The 17,142-nt window shown below is 72.6% G+C and carries 10 protein-coding genes; 3 read left to right on the top strand and 7 right to left on the bottom strand.

Translation table 11 applies throughout. The annotated features are described in order from the left end of the window. Nucleotides 1–62: 62 nt before the first annotated feature. On the bottom strand, nucleotides 63–5,120 hold the full coding sequence (locus GA0070609_RS02155) for an NAD-glutamate dehydrogenase (protein ID WP_088992234.1): 5,058 nt from the start codon (nucleotides 5,118–5,120) through the stop codon (nucleotides 63–65). A gap of 289 nt (nucleotides 5,121–5,409) precedes the next feature. Between GA0070609_RS02155 and GA0070609_RS02150 the strand changes: the two genes are divergently transcribed. Then, nucleotides 5,410–7,359: a penicillin-binding transpeptidase domain-containing protein gene (locus tag GA0070609_RS02150; protein ID WP_088992233.1), complete on the top strand. Its 1,950-nt coding sequence runs from the start codon at nucleotides 5,410–5,412 to the stop codon at nucleotides 7,357–7,359. Between the two features lie 141 nt (nucleotides 7,360–7,500). On the opposite strand, the gene GA0070609_RS02145 is transcribed toward GA0070609_RS02150, so the two are convergent. The 6 genes from GA0070609_RS02145 to GA0070609_RS02120 all read right to left on the bottom strand — a co-directional run bounded on the left by GA0070609_RS02145 (nucleotide 7,501) and on the right by GA0070609_RS02120 (nucleotide 14,650). Then, nucleotides 7,501–8,841: an arginase family protein gene (locus GA0070609_RS02145; protein WP_231928501.1), complete on the bottom strand. Its 1,341-nt coding sequence runs from the start codon at nucleotides 8,839–8,841 to the stop codon at nucleotides 7,501–7,503. Between the two features lie 66 nt (nucleotides 8,842–8,907). Beyond that, on the bottom strand, nucleotides 8,908–9,816 hold the full coding sequence (locus GA0070609_RS02140; protein ID WP_088992232.1) for a tetratricopeptide repeat protein: 909 nt from the start codon (nucleotides 9,814–9,816) through the stop codon (nucleotides 8,908–8,910). A 194-nt stretch (nucleotides 9,817–10,010) separates the two neighbouring features. Then, complete coding sequence (locus GA0070609_RS02135; RefSeq protein WP_088992231.1) at nucleotides 10,011–11,699, bottom strand: acyl-CoA mutase large subunit family protein; 1,689 nt, start codon at nucleotides 11,697–11,699, stop codon at nucleotides 10,011–10,013. 109 nt (nucleotides 11,700–11,808) lie between these two features. Further along, nucleotides 11,809–12,222, bottom strand: coding sequence for an Asp23/Gls24 family envelope stress response protein (locus GA0070609_RS02130; protein ID WP_088992230.1), 414 nt, complete (start codon nucleotides 12,220–12,222; stop codon nucleotides 11,809–11,811). A gap of 212 nt (nucleotides 12,223–12,434) precedes the next feature. Next, complete coding sequence (gene meaB / locus GA0070609_RS02125) at nucleotides 12,435–13,370, bottom strand: methylmalonyl Co-A mutase-associated GTPase MeaB (RefSeq protein WP_408630652.1); 936 nt, start codon at nucleotides 13,368–13,370, stop codon at nucleotides 12,435–12,437. Between the two features lie 80 nt (nucleotides 13,371–13,450). Continuing rightward, the gene (locus tag GA0070609_RS02120) at nucleotides 13,451–14,650 is read right to left on the bottom strand and encodes an acetyl-CoA C-acetyltransferase (RefSeq protein ID WP_088992229.1); all 1,200 of its coding nucleotides are present in this window, start codon (nucleotides 14,648–14,650) and stop codon (nucleotides 13,451–13,453) included. Between the two features lie 62 nt (nucleotides 14,651–14,712). On the opposite strand from GA0070609_RS02120, the gene mce reads away from it, so the two are divergent. Together mce and ccrA are read left to right on the top strand one after the other, a co-directional pair. After that, nucleotides 14,713–15,201, top strand: coding sequence for a methylmalonyl-CoA epimerase (gene mce, locus GA0070609_RS02115; RefSeq protein WP_088992228.1), 489 nt, complete (start codon nucleotides 14,713–14,715; stop codon nucleotides 15,199–15,201). 365 nt (nucleotides 15,202–15,566) lie between these two features. Then, nucleotides 15,567–16,922, top strand: a complete 1,356-nt coding sequence (ccrA, locus tag GA0070609_RS02110) for a crotonyl-CoA carboxylase/reductase (RefSeq protein WP_088997432.1) — start codon at nucleotides 15,567–15,569, stop codon at nucleotides 16,920–16,922. Nucleotides 16,923–17,142: the final 220 nt, after the last annotated feature.

The following is a 17,142-nucleotide window of genomic DNA, read 5'->3' as shown; positions in this document are numbered from 1 at the left end:
CCAGAGCCGGAACGGTCCGGCCGGTCGGTGAAACCGACCGGCCGGACCGCTGTACGGACCGCTCAGGCGGCGGCGGAGGTCCGCACCAGGGTGCGGATCTGGCGGAGCAGCACCGACAGGGCCGCCAGGTCCGCCCGGGACTCGTCGAACTCGCCCATCGCCCGCTCGGCCCGGTGGATCGAGGTGGCGTTGGACTGCTCCCACTGCGACACCCGCTCGTGCGGAGGCAGGGTGTCCGGCGTGGAGTCGAGCACCTCCGCGGTCAGCGCGGCCAGCGCGGCGTACAGGTCGTACCGCAGCGCCATCCGGGCCAGCGTCTGCCAGCGGTCCTCCCGCGGCAGCAGGGAGATCTTCGACAGCAGCGAATCAACCCGGAACCGGTCGGAGAGCACGAAGTAGACCGAGGCGACCTCGCCCACGTCGCGTCCGCTGCTCGCCGCCGTCTCCACCACGTCCAGCAGGCCGAAGCTGTACATCAGCCGGGTCGCCTGCTCGGCCAGGTCGCGCGGCAGCCCCCGCTCGGTCATCGAGTCGATGTGCGCCGCGATGGCCTCCCGCTCGCTGCCGTAGAAGAGGTTCTCCAGCCCCGGCAGCAGCCGGGCCACCCCGTCCCGCAGCCGGGCGATCTCCGCCGGCACGTCGATCGGCGAGCGGCGGTTGGTCACCAGCCACCGCACCGCCCGATCGACCAGCCGCCGGGTGTCCAGGTAGACGCTGGTCTGCAGCTCCGGTGCGACCTTGTTGTCCAGCGCCTCCACCGCGTCCCAGAGCTCGCCCAGGCCGAACACCTCACGGACCACGACGTACGCCCGGATCACGTCCGCCGCGCTGGCCGCGGTCTCCTCGACGACCCGGAAGACGAACGAGATGCCGCCCCGGTTGATCGCCTCGTTGACCAGCACCGTGGTGACGATGTCCCGGCGCAGCCGGTGCCGGCCCATCCGGTCGGCGAACCGCTCCCGCATCGGGGTCGGGAAGTAGTTGACCAGGACCTCGGTGGTCCAGTCCTCGTCCGCCAGCCCCTCGTTCAGGATCTCCTTCTCCAGGACGATCTTGACGTACGCGAGCAGCACCGCGAACTCCGGCGCGGTGAGCCCCGACTCGCTACGCACCGCCAGTTCCTCGTCCGGCGGCAGCGCCTCCAGCGCCCGGTCCAGCGCGCCGGAGCGCTCCAGCTCGGTGATCATCCGCCGGTGCACCGGGAGCAGCGAGGCGGCCTGCGCCTGGGCGTTGTTCAGCGCCCGGGCCTGGTCGTAGTTGTCCCGCAGCACCAGCTCGGCGACCTCGTCGGTCATCTCGGCGAGCAGCTCGTCCCGCTCCGGGACGGTCAGCTCGCCGTCGGCGACCGCCGTGTTCAGCAGGATCTTGATGTTCACCTCGTGGTCGGAGCAGTCCACCCCGGCCGCGTTGTCGATGAAGTCGGTGTAGATCCGGCCGCCGGTCAGGGCGTACTCGATCCGGCCGAGCTGGGTCCAGCCCAGGTTGCCGCCCTCACCGGCCACCCGGCAGCGCAGGTTCTTGCCGTCCACCCGGATCGCGTCGTTGGACTTGTCGCCCACCTCCGCGTTGGTCTGGCTGGACGCCTTCACGTAGGTGCCGATGCCGCCGTTCCAGAACAGGTCGACCGGCGCGGTGAGGATCGCCTTCATCAGCTCCTGCGGGGACATCTGCGCCACGTCGTCGTCCAGGCCGAGCCGCTCGCGCACCTGCGGCGAGATCGGCACCGACTTGGCGGTACGCGGGTAGACGCCACCACCGGCCGAGATCAGCTCCGCGTTGTAGTCCTCCCACGACGACCGGGACAGCTCGAACAGCCGCTTCCGCTCGGCGTACGAGGTGGCGGCGTCCGGGTCCGGGTCGAGGAAGATGTGCCGGTGGTCGAAGGCGGCCACCAGCCGGATGTGCTCGGAGAGCAGCATCCCGTTGCCGAACACGTCGCCGGACATGTCGCCGACGCCGACCACCGTGAAGTCCTGGGTCTGGGTGTCGTGACCAAGCTCGCGGAAGTGCCGCTTGACCGACTCCCAGGCGCCCCGGGCGGTGATGCCCATCTTCTTGTGGTCGTAGCCCGCGGAGCCACCGGAGGCGAACGCGTCGCCGAGCCAGAAGTTGTGCGCCGCGGAGATCTCGTTGGCGATGTCGGAGAAGGTGGCGGTGCCCTTGTCCGCCGCCACCACCATGTACGGGTCGTCACCGTCGTGCCGGACCACGTCCTCCGGCGGCACGATCTCCCCGCTGAGGATGTTGTCGGTGACGTCCAGCAGCGCCGAGACGAACTCCTTGTAGCAGGCCACCGCCTCGTCCCGGTCGCCCGGCTTCTGCTTGAGCACGAAGCCGCCCTTGGCGCCCACCGGCACGATCACGGCGTTCTTCACCATCTGCGCCTTGACCAGGCCGAGCACCTCGGTGCGGAAGTCCTCCCGCCGGTCCGACCAGCGCAGCCCGCCCCGGGCCACCGGCCCGAACCGCAGGTGCACGCCCTCGAAGCGGGGCGAGTAGACGAAGATCTCGAACTTCGGCCGGGGTGCCGGCAGATCCGGGATCGCCTGCGGGTCCAGCTTGAAGGCCACGTACGCCTTCGGCCGCCCGCCGGAGCGCTTCTGGTAGAAGCTCGTGCGCAGGGTGGCCTGGATCAGCGTCAGGTACGAGCGCAGGATGCGGTCCTGGTCGAGGCTGGCCACGTCGTCCAGCGCGGCCCGGATCTCGGCGACCAGCTCACCGCTGCGCTGCTGCCGCTGCCCGGCATCCATCGCGCCCGGCACGAACCGGACCTCGAAGAGCTCGACCAGCAGCTGCGCGATCCGCGGGTAGGCGATGAAGGTCGACTCCATGTAGTCCTGGGAGAAGACCGTGCCGGCCTGGCGCAGGTACTTCGCGTACGCCCGCAGCACCACCACCTGGCGCCAGGTGAGGCCGGCACGCAGCACCAGCTCGTTGAAGCCGTCGACCTCGGCCTCGCCCCGCCACGCCGCCGCGAAGGCGTTCTCCACGTGCGGGCGCACCTCGGCCAGCTCCTGGTGCCCCTCCGGCAGTTGGAGCCCGAAGTCGTACAGCCAGATCCGGCCGTCGACCCGCTCCACCTCGTACGGGTGCTCGTCGACCACCCGAACGCCGAGCGAGTGCAGCACCGGCAGCACGGCGGAGAGCATCATCGGCTCGCCGTAGCGGTAGACCTTGAACCGCACGTCCATCGGCTCGGCCTGCTCGGCCTCCGCCGTCCGGCCCCCGGGGCGGGGCGCCAGCTGCTTGCGGAACAGGTGCATCTCCAGCTGGCCGGGCTCCTCCAGCAGCTCCAGCTTGGCCAGGTCCTTCATCGCCTCGTACGGCGTGTGCCCGTCCTTGTAGCCCTCCGGGAAGGCGTCGGCGTACCGGCTGAAGAGGTGCTTGGCCTGCTCGTCGCCGAGCTTGCGCTCCAGCACCAGCCGGTAGTCGTCGTCCCAGAGCCGGGTGGCGTCGGCCAGCTCCTCGGCGAGCAGGTCGGCGTCGATGTCGCTGGGCGGCCGGTTCGGGTCGGTCCGGACGATGAAGTGCACCCGGGCCAGCATCGACTCGGTCACCCGGGTGGTGTAGTCGACGCCCACCCCGTTCAGCTCGCGCAACAGGATGTCCTGCATGCGCAGCCGGTTCTGCGTGGTGAACCGGTCCCGGGGCAGGTAGATCAGGCAGGAGATGAACCGCCCGTACGCGTCCCGGCGCAGGAAGACCCGCAGCTGCCGGCGGCCGGCCATGCGCAGCACGCCGATCACCGCGTGGTAGAGGTCGTCGGTCTTGATCTGGAACAGCTCGTCGCGCGGGTAGGTTTCCAGAATCTGGAGCAGGTCCTTGCCCGAGTGGCTGCGCTGGCTCAGGCCCGAGCGGTCGAGCACCTCGGCGACCTTGCGGCGGACCACCGGCAGCTCCCGCACGCTGGTGCGGTACGCGGCGGTGGAGAACAGGCCCAGGAAGCGCCGCTCCCCGACCACCTCGCCGGCCTCGTCGAACACCTTGAAGCCGATGTAGTCGAGGTAGGCCGAGCGGTGCACGGTGGCCCGGGAGTTCGCCTTGGTGATGATCAGCAGGCGCTTCTCGGTGACCCGCTCGTGCGCCTCGGGGGTCATCGACGACAGCGACCGGGCCTCGGGCGAGTCCTGGCGCAGGATGCCCAGCCCGGTGCCGAGCACCGCCTCCAGCGCCTGGCCGCCGTCCGCGGCCTCGGTCAGCCGGTACTCCCGGTAGCCGAGGAAGGTGAAGTGGTCGTGCGCCAGCCAGCGCAGCAGCTCGACCGAGTCGGTGATGTCCTTCTCCGGCACCGGCGGCCGGTTGTCGCTCGTCCGGGCGGCGGCCAGCTCGTCGGCGAGGGAGAGCGCCCGCTGGCGCATCTTCGGCCAGTCCTCGACGGCCTCCCGCACGTCGGTGAGCACCCGCTGCAACTCCCGGCGCAGCGTGTCCCGCTCGGCGGCGTCGCGGACCGGGTCGATCTCGATGTGCATCCAGCTCTCGACCAGATCACCGGCGATCGCGTCGTCCGGCTCGACGTCCGCGCAGACCTCGGTGAGCCGGCCGAGCGGCTCCCGCCGCACCACCACCAGCGGGTGGACCAGCAGGTGCACGTCGAGGTGGTGCGAGTTGAGCAGGGCGGTCACCGAGTCAACCAGGAACGGCATGTCGTCGGTGACGATCTCGATCACGGTGTGGTGCTGGTCGGCGTCGGGCTCGTGGATCCGCAGCTTCAGCTCACCCGGGACGCGCTGCCGGGCCAGGTCGCGGTGGGCCTGGGCCGCGGCGAGCATCTCCTCGGCGGTGAAGCCGATCAGCTCCTCGTCCGGGGCGAACCGCCAGAAGCGGCTGACCAGGGTCGCCGCGTCGTGGTCGTCCCCGGCGAGCGCGACCGCCTGGGCCACCAGGCGCTCCGCGTTCGGTACCGGTTCGTCGAGCTCGCTGTCCTCCGTGTCCCCGGCCAGCGAATCCGGCGGCAGGCCCAGGTCGTAGATGGTGTCGATGCTCGAACCGGTCATCCCGGTCACTCCTGTGTCGAGTCGGCCGAAACCGTCCCCGTCGGTCGCCGAATCGAAGCTGTCGTCCCGGCTGGTGTCATCCTGCCGGAGGTCGGGTCCCGGTTTGATCGCCGGACGCCGGTCCATCGGTGCCACTCCCCTCGACCCACCGCGTTGTGGGTCACTCTCCCGCCCAGCCTAGGCCCTCCCGCTTTGGTGCTTCCGCGGCGGACCTCCGGCCGGACGTCCGGATCCGGACACTGTCCTTTCACCCGTTGCGGGTACGAGGTTGGCCGGCCCCAGGAGTACCCCGCCGCGCGATGTTCATCACACCGTCACGGGTCCGTCTTCCCGCCCGTCCGCCCCCAACCGGGGACGATGCGGACGGCGGACCCGTACTAACGTGCAGGCAGTGGAAGATCCAAGGAGCTGCACCATGCGTCCGTCGTACCCCCGTCGTCACGGCCTGTCACTCGCCGCGCTGGCCGCGATCCTGCTCACGGCCGGCGGGCTCACCGCCTGCTCCGACAGCGACGGGCCGGAACGCAGCGTGGACGCGTTCCTGGCCGGCTGGCGCTCCGGCGACCTGCAGGCGGTCGGGTTCGTCGACCCGACCGGCGCCAAGGTGCCGGCGGTCGACGTCGCGCGGGAGATCAAGGAGCTCTCCGGCGAGCTGGCCGCCACCCCGCCGGCACTGACCCGCCGCGGCGAACCCAAGATCACCGCGGACACCGCCACCGCGACCGTCAAGGTCGAGTGGACTCTGCCGGGCGACACCCGCTGGGCGTATGACCGGACGGTCCGGATGACCCGCGGCGGCGACGACCAGTGGCAGGTGATCTGGGAGCCGAAGGTGGTGCAGGAGCAGCTCACCCGGGGCGACCGGCTCGGGCTGCGCCGGCAGACCGGCCCGCGGGCAGCGGTGCTCGACGACGCCGGCCAGCCGATCGTGGCGCCGCGACCGGTGGTCCGGGTGGGGGTGCAGCCGAGCGAGGCGACCGACGTGCCGGGTCTGGTCCGGAAGCTGGACGGCGCGTTCCGGGCGATCCGGCCGGCGATCACCCCGCCGGTCGACCTCTCCGGCCTGCCCAAGCGGCTCGCCGACGCCGACCCGGGCGCGTTCGTCGAGGTGGTGACCCTGCGCGAGGAGGCGTACCGGCAGATCAAGCCACGGATCTACGACCTGCCGGGCACCAAGTTCCGCGCCGACGAGCTGGACCTCGCCCCGACCCGCGAGTTCGCCCGGGCGGTGCTCGGCTCGGTCGACCCGGCGCAGGCCGACGACCTGACCCGGCACCCCGACCGGTACGCCGCCGGCGACCTGGTCGGCCACGGCGGTCTGCAGGGGCGCTACGACGAGCGGCTGCGCGGCACGCCGGGGCTCAGCGTGATCATCGAGCGGCCCGGGCCGGACGGCACCCTGGCGCCGACCGGCACCGAGGTGTTCCGCCGCGACCCACAGCCCGGGGCGCCGCTGAAGACCACCCTGGACGTGGCCACCCAGAACGCGGCCGACGCGGCGCTGCGCGGTGAGCGGCGGCGCTCCGCGCTGGTGGCGCTGCGGATCAGCGACGGCGCGGTGCTCGCCGCGGCGAACGGGCCGGGCGCGGCCGGGGAGAACCTCGCCTTCACCGCCCAGGTCCCGCCGGGGTCGACGTTCAAGATGGTCAGCGCGCTCGGGCTGCTGGACCGGGGTGCGGTCACCCTGGACGGGCCGGTCGACTGCCCGAAGACGTTCACCGTCGACGGCCGTGCCTTCAAGAACTCCGACAACTTCGTGCTCGGCTCGGTGCCGTTCCGCACCGACTTCGCGAAGTCCTGCAACACCGCGTTCACCGCGCTGGCCCCGAAGCTGGGCGCGGACGGGCTCGCGGTGACCGGTCGGTCACTGGGCCTGGAGGCGCAGTGGGACGTCGGCCTGGACGCCTTCACCGGCAAGGTCTCCGCCAACGGCGGCGCGACCGAGCAGGCCGCCGCCGCGATCGGCCAGGGCACCACCCTGGTCAGCCCGCTGGCCATGGCGTCGGCCACCGCCGCGGTCGCCCGGGGTCGCTTCGAGCAGCCGAAGCTGGTGCTGGACCCGGCCCCGGCCCAGCCGGCCGCCCCCGGCCAGCCGCTCAAGGCCGAGTCGGTCGAGGCGGTGAAGACGATGATGCGGGAGGTGGTCACCGCCGGCACCGGCACCGCCCTCAAGGACGTGCCGGGCGACCCGGTGCACGGCAAGACCGGCACCGCCGAGTACGACAACAACCCGGCGCACACCCACGCCTGGTTCGTCGGCTGGCAGGGCGACGTCGCGTTCGCGGTCTTCGTCGAGCAGGGCGGCGCCAGCACCGCCACCGCCGTCCCGATCGCCGAACGCTTCCTCCGCGCCCTCCCCCACTAACCCCACCCCACCCACCCCACCCACCCCACGGCAGCGTTGATCAAGGGGTTTGCGTCAACCACCGGCCGCCAGGTTCTGACGCAAACCCCTTGATCACTACTCGGGGCAGCGGGTCGGGGCCGGGGGGTGCCGTGCGGAGGGTCAGGCGATCCCGGCGCTGGGGTGGGCGGTGCCGTCCTCCGATGCCGACAGGTCGGCGTCGGCGTCGGGGTCGGCAGGCGGTTCGGCCATGGCCAGCGGGTTCCGGCGCAGCAGCCCCGGACCGGCGGCCGCGGGCGGCCCGACCGGCTCCAGCTCGGCGGAGGACGGCCCGACGGGCTCCAGCCCGGCCGGAACGGCGGACCCGGGCGGCACCACCGGCTCCAGCCCGGCCGCGACGGCCGCCCCGGACGCACGGACCGGTTCCAGGCCGGCCGGAGGAGCAGTCGCGTCCGGGTCCGGCTGGGTCGGCCGGTCGGCGTCCACGGCGCCGCGCGGCGGGACGACCCGGGCGGCGGACCGCCCGTTGCCCGGCCGGGCGGCACGGGTGCTCGACGGACCCGGCAACAGCCGGGGCGGCACCGCCTCCGGCGCGCTGACCGGGGCGAGCCCGGCCACCACCGTGTTGACGATCTCGGCGGCGTACGCGCCGTCCGGGTCGTAGTCGGGGTCGAAGACGGTCAGCTCGACGCCGAGGCAGTGCGGGGTGTCGACCAGCCCGGCCAGCAGGATCTCCAGCTCGGCGAAGGCGATCCCGCCCGGGTCGGGCGCGTCGACCGCCGGCATCACGGCCGGGTCCAGTACGTCCACGTCGATGTGCACCCAGTAGCCGGCGCAGTCGGCGAGCTGCTCGTGCGCCCACTGCGCGGTACGCGCCGCGCCCTCGGCCCGCAGCGCCGGCACCGGCCGGGTGACGATCCCGGCGGCCTGGAGGTCGAGCCGGTACTCGTCCTGCGCCCGGATGCCGAGCACGACCACGTCGATGTCCCGGAAGTAGGGGCGACGCCCCTCGATGGCCGCCAGGTCGGCCTGCCCCCGGCCGGTCACCAGGGCGAGGTCCTCGCCCGCCGCGGCGCCCACGTAGGAGGCGTTGCCGGGGTGCCGGAAGTCGGAGTGGCCGTCGACGAAGACCAGCCCGATCCGGCCGCCGACCGCCTCGCCGAGCCGGTGCATGGCCAGCGCCGAACCGAGCAGGATCGAGCAGTCCCCGCCGAGGACCAGCGGGAACTCCCCCCGGTCGATGATCGAACCGATCCGGTCGGCGAGCGCCACCGAGTAGTCGGAGATCTCCCGGGCGTGGCAGACCCCGTCGCCCGGCCGCCAGTCGCCCGGGTCGTAGCGCGGCGGAGTCAGGCAGCCGGCGTCCCGGGCCCGCAGCCGAGCGAGCAGGTCGTGGTCGCGCAGCGCGCCGGGCGCCTTGGCGCAGCCCGGCACCGAGGTGGCCGTGGGCGGGCGCAGGCCCAGGTTGGACGGCGCGTCGAGGACGGCGATCCGGCGCATCATGGGCTCCCGTCCTCGGTGGTCGGGCGGGCCGGCCGGGACGCCGGCCCGCGCTGGCGTGCTACGTGCTCAGAACAGCGCGCTGGCCAGGGCCCGGCGGGCCGAGGCCACCGCGGGGTCCTCCGGACCGGCGATGGTGAACAGTCCGACGAGGTGCTGGCGTACCTTCTCGCGGTCGTCGCCGGCGGTCCGCCGGACCACGCCGACCAGGCGCCGGTAGGCCTGCTCGGCCAGGCCGCTGAGCACCTCGATGTCGGCGGCCAGCAGCTGGGCGTCCACGTCGTCCGGGTTGGCCTCGGCGGCGGCGAGCGCCGCCTGCGGGTCGGCGCCGGCCACCCGGCGGGCGAGGCCGACCTGGGCCAGGCCGGCCTCGGCCGCGGCGTCGGTCGGCGAGTCGGCCAGGATCTTGCGGTACGCCCGCTCGGCGGCGTCCAGGTCGCCGCTCATCAGGGCGTCGTCGGCCTCGTCGAGGCGGGGGTCGGTCGGCTCCGCCACGGTCACGCCGCCGGCCTTGAGCACCGCCTGGATCCACTGCCGCAGCTGCGCCTCCGGCACCACCCCGGAGAAGGCGTCGATCGGCTGACCGCCGACCACCGCGTAGACCATCGGGATGCCCTGCACCCGGAACATCTGGGCGATGCGCGGGTTGGCGTCCACATCGATCTTGGCGAGCACCCAGGCGCCGCCACCCTCGACGGCCAGCCGCTCCAGCACCGGGGAGAGCTGCTTGCACGGCTCGCACCACTCGGCCCAGAAGTCCACCACGACCGGCGTGTTCAGCGAGCGTTCGAGGACCTCGGACTGGAAGGTCGCCTCGGTCACGTCGATGACGGTGACTCCGCCGCCGACGGCGCCACCGGGCGCACCGGCGGGGGGACCGGCCTGGGCCGGGGTCGGACTCGGGGCAGGGGTGCGCAGCGCGCTGAGGTCGACCGCGCCGCGGGTGAAGATCGACGAGGTGATCCGTGGGTCGCTCATGGTTATCTAGTCTCGCACGCGCGCGGCCCAACTCCGATCAACCGCGACGGCGACAGTTGCAGTTCTCACCCTGCTCACCGCCCTTGTGGGCGGTTCGGCCCGGCAGCGCCACGATCCCGCCCCGGAAGGCCCGGCAAAGGGTACGAATACCCCGGTTGCCGGGCCGCCGGAGCGGGGGCGTGGGTGCGGACGGATCAGAAGCGGGCGGGCTCCCGGTAGACGCCCCACTCGTCGCGCAGGGCGTCGCAGATCTCGCCGAGGGTGGCCTCGGCGCGGACGGCGTCGAGCATCGCCGGGATCATGTTCTCGCCGGTCCGGCTGGCCTCGACCATCCGCGCCACGGCCGCCTTGACCGCCGCGTCGTCCCGGGCCGCCTTGCGCTCGGCCAGCACCCGGCGCTGTTCCAGCTCCACCTCGTGCGAGATACGCAGGATCTCCAGGTCCTTGGCCACGGTGCTGGTGTGGCAGTTGACCCCGACGATCTTCTTCTCGCCCTTCTCCAGCGCCTGCTGGTAGGCGAACGCCGACTCGGCGATGTGGCCGGTGAACCAGCCGTCCTCGATGCCACGCAGGATGCCGGAGGTCATCGGGCCGATCTGGTGCGGGCCCCCGCCGCCGAGCTGCTTGATCCGGGCGAAGATCTCCTCCGCCTCGGCCTCGATCTTGTCGGTGAGCGCCTCGACGTACCACGAACCGCCGAGCGGGTCGGCCACGTTGGTCACCCCGGTCTCCTCCATCAGCACCTGCTGGGTGCGCAGGGCGATCTCGGCGGACTCGTCGGTGGGCAGCGCGAGCGTCTCGTCCAGGGCGTTGGTGTGCAGCGAGTTGGTGCCGCCGAGCACCGCCGCGAGCGCCTCGACGGCGGTGCGCACCACGTTGTTCACCGGCTGCTGGGCGGTCAGCGAGACCCCTGCGGTCTGCGTGTGGAACCGCAGCCAGAGGGCCTTCTCGCTGGTGGCGCCGTAGACGTCGCGCAGCCACCGGGCCCAGATCCGGCGGGCGGCCCGGAACTTGGCGATCTCCTCGAAGAAGTCGACGTGGGAGTCGAAGAAGAAGCTCAGGCCGGGGGCGAAGACGTTCACGTCCAGCCCGCGGGACAGCCCCAGCTCGACGTAGCCGAACCCGTCGGCGAGGGTGTACGCCAGTTCCTGCGCGGCGGTCGAGCCGGCCTCGCGGATGTGGTAGCCGGAGACCGACAGCGGCTTGTAGCGCGGGATCTCCCGGGCGCAGTACTCCATCAGGTCGCCGATCAGGCGCAGGTGCGGCTCCGGGTCGAAGAGCCACTCCTTCTGCGCGATGTACTCCTTGAAGATGTCCGTCTGCAGGGTGCCGTCCAGGGTGGACAGGTCGGCGCCCTGCCGCTCGGCGGCCACCAGGTACATGCAGAACACCGGCACCGCCGGGCCGGAGATGGTCATCGAGGTGGTCACGCCGGCCAGGTCGATGCCGTCGAAGAGCACCTCCATGTCGGCCGCGCTGTCCACCGCGACGCCGCAGTGCCCGACCTCGCCGAGCGCCTGCGGGTCGTCCGAGTCCCGCCCCATCAGGGTGGGCATGTCGAAGGCGACCGAGAGGCCGCCGCCGCCGGCACCCAGGATCATCTTGTAGCGCTCGTTGGTCTGCCGGGCGTTGCCGAAGCCGGCGAACTGCCGGATGGTCCAGGTCCGCCCCCGGTAGCCGGTCGGGTACAGGCCCCGGGTGTACGGGTACTCGCCCGGCCAGCCGATCCGCTCGAAGCCCGGATAGGCGACGCCCTCCGGCGGCCCGTAGACCGGGTCGACGGCCATCCCGGAGAGCGTGGTGAAGTCGGCGTCCCGCTTGCGCGCGGCGTCGTACCGGGCCTGCCAGCGTGCCCGTCCGGCTGCGATCTCGTCGGCGTTCATCCGCGGGGCTCCTCCTCGAGCTCTCGACTGCACGTCGAGTGTAGGCCGGGAGCCTGAACGATCGCTAAGGGAAGTCGTACCGGCCGGTAACCGGGGGCGCCCCGGAGGCTCAGGCGGTCGGCGCGGCGGACTCGCCCAGGGCCACGTCGTCGACCCGGATGTTGACCTCGTCCGCCCGCAGCCCGTACGCCTCGACCGCCTCGGTCACCTTCGCCCGGACCGCCTCGGTCACCTCGGGGACCGTCCGGCCCGCCTCGATCACGATGACCAGGTTGACCACCGCCGCACCGTTGGTCACGTGCGCCGAGGCGCCGCGCGTGGCGTCGCCGACCTTGTCCAGCCCGACCCGGTCGAGCACCGAGTTGAAGAACCGCGCCACGTCGCCGCCCAGCTCCACCACCCCGGGCACCGACCGCGCGGCGGCCACCGCGATCTTCTCCACGACCTCGTCCGAGACGGAGGTCGTTCCGCCCGCCACCGCGTCCGGCGTCACCGACAGTTCCCGCGTCGCCTCGTCGCTCACGCCGGCCCTCCGCTGCGCTCCGTGCCGCCCTGAGGCACCGCCGCACTGCATTGATGATTCGCTCGCTGGCGCTCGCTCATGCTCTCCCACTCCGGCCGCACACCACCGCCCCACGCCGACCGTGGAGCGGTGCGAGCGTACTAGTTCCGGGCGGTCCGGGGTGGACACGGCACCGGCCGGGCGGGGCCGGCCGGGCGGAACCGGCGGGACGGTCAGGAGCCGAGCTGGCTGAGCAGCTCGTCCGCCGCCGCGTACGGGTCCAGCGCCCCCTCGGCCACCTTCGCGGCGAGCGCCGGCAGCTCCGTACCGTCGCGCAGCGAGCCGATCCGGTCGCGCAGCGCGCCGAGCGCGATCGCCTCGATCTCGGCGGCGGCCCGCGTCTCCTGCCGGCGGCGCAGCTCGCCGTGCTCGACCAGCCAACCGCGGTGCTTGTCGATCGCGGCCGCGATGTCGTCGATCCCCTCGCCGCGCGCGGCGACGGCGCGCACCACCTGCGGGCGCCACTGGCCCGGCCCGCGCTCGCCGAGCGCGATCATGCCCTGGATGTCGCGCACCGTGGCGTCGGCGCCGTCCCGGTCGGCCTTGTTCACCACGAAGACGTCGGCGATCTCCAGGATGCCGGCCTTGACCGCCTGGATGGCGTCGCCCATCCCGGGGGCGAGCAGCACCAACGTGGTGTCGGCCAGCGAGGCGACCTCCACCTCCGCCTGCCCGACCCCGACGGTCTCGACCAGCACCACGTCGCAGCCGGCGCCCTCCAGCACCCGGACCGCCTGCGGGGTCGCCGCGGAGAGCCCGCCGAGGTGGCCCCGGCTGGACATCGACCGGATGTAGACGCCCGGATCGGTGGCGTGGTCCTGCATCCGCACCCGGTCGCCGAGGATCGCGCCGCCGGTGAACGGGCTGGACGGGTCGATGGCCAGCACGCCCACCCGGTGACCGCGGGCGCGCAACGCCCGGACCAGCTCGTTGGTGGTGGTGGACTTGCCCACGCCGGGGGAACCGGTCAGCCCGACCACCTGGGCCTGGCCGGCGTACGGCGCCAGCGCCGCGGCGATCCGCGGCAGCGTCTCGTCGCCGGACTCGACCAGGGTGATCAGCCGGGCCACCGCGCGGGGGTCACCCGCGCGGGCCCGCTCGACCAGCATCGGCACGTCCCGGCTGCGGCGCACCGACCCGGTGCCCGCCGCCGGGACGCTGTCGACGGTCTCGCTCACGATCGCGTCGCTCACTGACCGCTCTCGCCGGCGGCCGGGACGTGGATGATCAGCGCGTCGCCCTGGCCACCGCCGCCGCAGAGGGCGGCCGCGCCGGTGCCGCCGCCCCGCCGCTTCAGCTCCAGCGCGAGGGTGAGCACCAGCCGGGCGCCGGACATGCCGATCGGGTGGCCCAGCGCGATCGCCCCACCGTTGACGTTGACCTTCTCCGGGCCGACACCGAGGTCACGCATGGACTGGATGCCGACCTGGGCGAACGCCTCGTTGATCTCGATCAGGTCCAGGTCGTCGACGCTCAGCCCGCCCTTGCGCAGCGCGTGCTGGATGGCGTTGGACGGCTGCGAGTGCAGGGAGTTGTCCGGGCCGGCCACGTTGCCGTGCGCGCCGATCTCGGCCAGCCAGGTCAGCCCCAGCTCCTTGGCCTTGGCCTTGCTCATTACCACCACCGCGGCGGCGCCGTCGGAGATCGGCGAGGAGCTGCCGGCGGTGATGGTCCCGTCCTTGGTGAACGCGGGACGCAGCTTGCCCAGCGTCTCGGCCGTGGTGTCCGGCCGGACGCCCTCGTCCTCGCTGATCACCAGCGGGTCGCCCTTGCGCTGCGGGATGACCACCGGGGCGATCTCCTCGGCGAAGTGCCCGTTCTTCTGCGCGGCGGCGGCCCGCTGGTGGCTGGCCGCGGCGAACTCGTCCTGCTCCGCCCGGCTGATGCCGTGCTTGGCGCCGAGCCGCTCGGTCGACTCGCCCATCGAGCAGCAGTCCCAGGCGTCGGTCAGGCCGTCCAGCGCCATGTGGTCCTTGACCACCACGTCGCCGTACTTGTAGCCGCCGCGCTGGCCGAGCAGCAGGTGCGGGGCGTTGGTCATCGACTCCATGCCGCCAGCCACCACGATGTCGAACTCGCCGGCCCGGATCAGCTGGTCGGCCAGGGCGATCGCGTCCAGGCCGGAGAGGCAGACCTTGTTGATGGTCAGGGCCGGTACGGACATCGGGATGCCCGCCTCGACCGCCGCCTGCCGGGCCGGGATCTGCCCGGCGCCGGCCTGGAGCACCTGACCCATGATCACGTACTGCACCTGCTCGGGCGCGACGCCGGCGCGCTCCAGCGCCGCCTTGATCGCCACGCCGCCGAGCTTGGTCGCCGGGAGGTCCTTGAGGTTGCCCAGCAGGCGCCCCATGGGGGTCCGCGCGCCGCTGACGATCACCGAAGCCATACCTGCCTCCGAGGGGGGTGCCGACCTGTACGCCTTAACGATTGTTCGGCCAGACTAGCGCCATGGCTGAGAACTCCCCCGTCGAGACCGCTGCCGACTATGTCACAGACATCGGGCTGCGCCGCATCGACCACGTCGGGATCGCCGTGGCCGACCTGGACGCCGCGATCGACTTCTACCAGCGGACGTTCGGGATGCGCTGCGTGCACACCGAGACCAACGCCGAACAGGGCGTCCGCGAGGCGATGCTGGCCGTCGGGCCGACCACCGAGGGTGGCTGCGTGCAACTGCTCGCCCCGCTGACGCCGGAGTCGACCATCGCGAAGTTCCTGGACCGCAACGGCCCCGGGGTGCAGCAGGTGGCGTACACCGTGGCGGACATCGACGCGGCCTGCGCGGCGCTGCGCGAGCGCGGCGTACGGCTGCTCTACGAGACCCCGAAGCGCGGCACCGCCGACTCCCGGATCAACTTCGTGCACCCGAAGGACGCCGGTGGCGTCCTGGTCGAGCTGGTCGAGCCGGCCGAGTCGGCCGAGTCGGCCACGCACTGACGCAGACGCGCCGCGCGCCGCCGGAGAGCGTCGGGGCGCGGCGCGTCCGGCCGTACCGCCGACCGGATGCGCGGGACCCGGGGGCACCGCGACCCCCGCCGGGACCACCCGTCGTGCCGGCCGGCGCGCCGGCGGCAAGCACGGCAGTGCGCGGTTCAACGTTCACCCGGGCACCTTCACGCATCGGTCGATGCGGTTTTTCACAGAGGACTTCCGGCCCTAGCTACCGTTCAGTAACGTCCGGCCCATCGGAACGCGGTCGGTCCCGGATGTGTCGGACGTCGACATGGTTAACGGCCGCCCCGGCGCCGACGATGGCAGCACCCAGGCCCGTGCGCACGGGTGCGGACGAACCGGAGGTCACCGTGCAGGACATCCTCGAAGCGATCATGTCGGCGGAAGGCTCCGCGCAACCGGAGCGGGAACTCGCCGGTCTCGCCGGGCTGCCCGTGCCCGAGTCCTACCGCGGCGTCGTGGTACGCGCCGACGAGACCCGGATGTTCGACGGCATGGCCACCCGGGACAAGGACCCGCGCAAGGCGCTGCACGTGCAGGAGGTGCCGACGCCGGAGCTCGGCCCGGGCGAGGCGCTGATCGCGGTGATGGCCAGCGCCATCAACTACAACACCGTCTGGACCAGCATCTTCGAGCCGCTGTCCACCTTCAAGTTCCTCCAGCGCTACGGCCGGCTCTCCGAGCTGACCAAGCGGCACGACCTGCCGTACCACGTGGTCGGGTCGGACGCCGCCGGCGTGGTGCTGCGGACCGGGCCGGGGGTGACCCGGTGGTCCGCCGGCGACGAGGTGGTCGCGCACTGCCTCTCTGTCGAGCTGGAGGACGCGGCCGGGCACGACGACACCATGCTCGACCCGCAGCAGCGGATCTGGGGCTTCGAGACCAACTTCGGCGGCCTCGCCGAACTGGCCATCGTCAAGGCCAACCAGCTGATGCCCAAACCGCGGCACCTGAGCTGGGAGGAGGCGGCCAGCCCGGGGCTGGTGAACTCCACCGCGTACCGGCAGCTGGTCTCGCACCACGGCGCCAACATGAAGCAGGGTGACGTGGTGCTGATCTGGGGCGCCTCCGGCGGCCTGGGCGGCTACGCCACCCAGATGGCGCTCAACGGCGGCGCCATCCCGGTCTGCGTGGTGTCCAGTCCGGACAAGGCCGAGCTGTGCCGCAGGATGGGCGCCGAGCTGGTCATCGACCGGGCCGCCGAGGGTTTCCGGTTCTGGAAGGACGAGCAGACCCAGGACCAGGACGAGTGGCGGCGCTTCGGCGAGCGGATCCGGGAGCTGACCGGCGGCGAGGACCCGGACATCGTCTTCGAGCACCCAGGCCGGGAGACCTTCGGCGCGAGCGTCTACGTGACCAAGCGCGGCGGCACCATCGTCACCTGCGCCTCCACCAGCGGATACCAGCACCAGTACGACAACCGTTACCTCTGGATGCACCTCAAGCGCATCGTCGGCAGCCACTTCGCCAACTACCGGGAGGCGTGGGAGGCCAACCGGCTGGTGGCGCTCGGGAAGATCCACCCCACGGTGTCGAGGACCTACCCGCTGGAGCAGACCGGCCAGGCCGCGTACGAGGTGCACCGCAACGCGCACCAGGGCAAGGTCGGCGTCCGCTGCCTCGCCCCGGCCGACGGGCTCGGCGTCCGCGACCCGGAGCTGCGGTCCCGGCACGAGGACGCGATCAACCGGTTCCGCGGCCACTGACCCGACAGGGGCCGCCGGCGACGATTGCCGCAACGGTCGATCGCCATTCCGCACCGGTCGCGGGCACCCATTCGAGTGCCCGCGACCGGCGGCGACAAAGGGCCGCGGGCGCTTGCCCCGCGGCCCTTTTTCCGGCTCTCGGACCCAGCCGTCCGACCCGCCCGGGACCTGCCAAGATCGCCGGTTGGTCCGGTGTCCGGCGGACGCCGAAGTTGACCAT

The organism is Micromonospora echinaurantiaca (assembly GCF_900090235.1).
In the GTDB taxonomy this organism is placed as follows: domain Bacteria; phylum Actinomycetota; class Actinomycetes; order Mycobacteriales; family Micromonosporaceae; genus Micromonospora; species Micromonospora echinaurantiaca.
The sequence above is the reverse complement of the archived record's forward strand: the minus strand, read 5'-3'. Positions and strand labels throughout refer to the sequence as shown.

Coding starts and splice junctions, on each gene's coding strand:
- GA0070609_RS02155 (WP_088992234.1), bottom strand. CDS start 5,120: ATGGACCGGCGTCCGGCGATCAAACCGGGACCCGACCTCCGGCAGGAT.
- GA0070609_RS02150 (WP_088992233.1), top strand. CDS start 5,410: ATGCGTCCGTCGTACCCCCGTCGTCACGGCCTGTCACTCGCCGCGCTG.
- GA0070609_RS02145 (WP_231928501.1), bottom strand. CDS start 8,841: ATGATGCGCCGGATCGCCGTCCTCGACGCGCCGTCCAACCTGGGCCTG.
- GA0070609_RS02140 (WP_088992232.1), bottom strand. CDS start 9,816: ATGAGCGACCCACGGATCACCTCGTCGATCTTCACCCGCGGCGCGGTC.
- GA0070609_RS02135 (WP_088992231.1), bottom strand. CDS start 11,699: ATGAACGCCGACGAGATCGCAGCCGGACGGGCACGCTGGCAGGCCCGG.
- meaB (WP_408630652.1), bottom strand. CDS start 13,370: ATGCTGGTCGAGCGGGCCCGCGCGGGTGACCCCCGCGCGGTGGCCCGG.
- GA0070609_RS02120 (WP_088992229.1), bottom strand. CDS start 14,650: ATGGCTTCGGTGATCGTCAGCGGCGCGCGGACCCCCATGGGGCGCCTG.
- mce (WP_088992228.1), top strand. CDS start 14,713: ATGGCTGAGAACTCCCCCGTCGAGACCGCTGCCGACTATGTCACAGAC.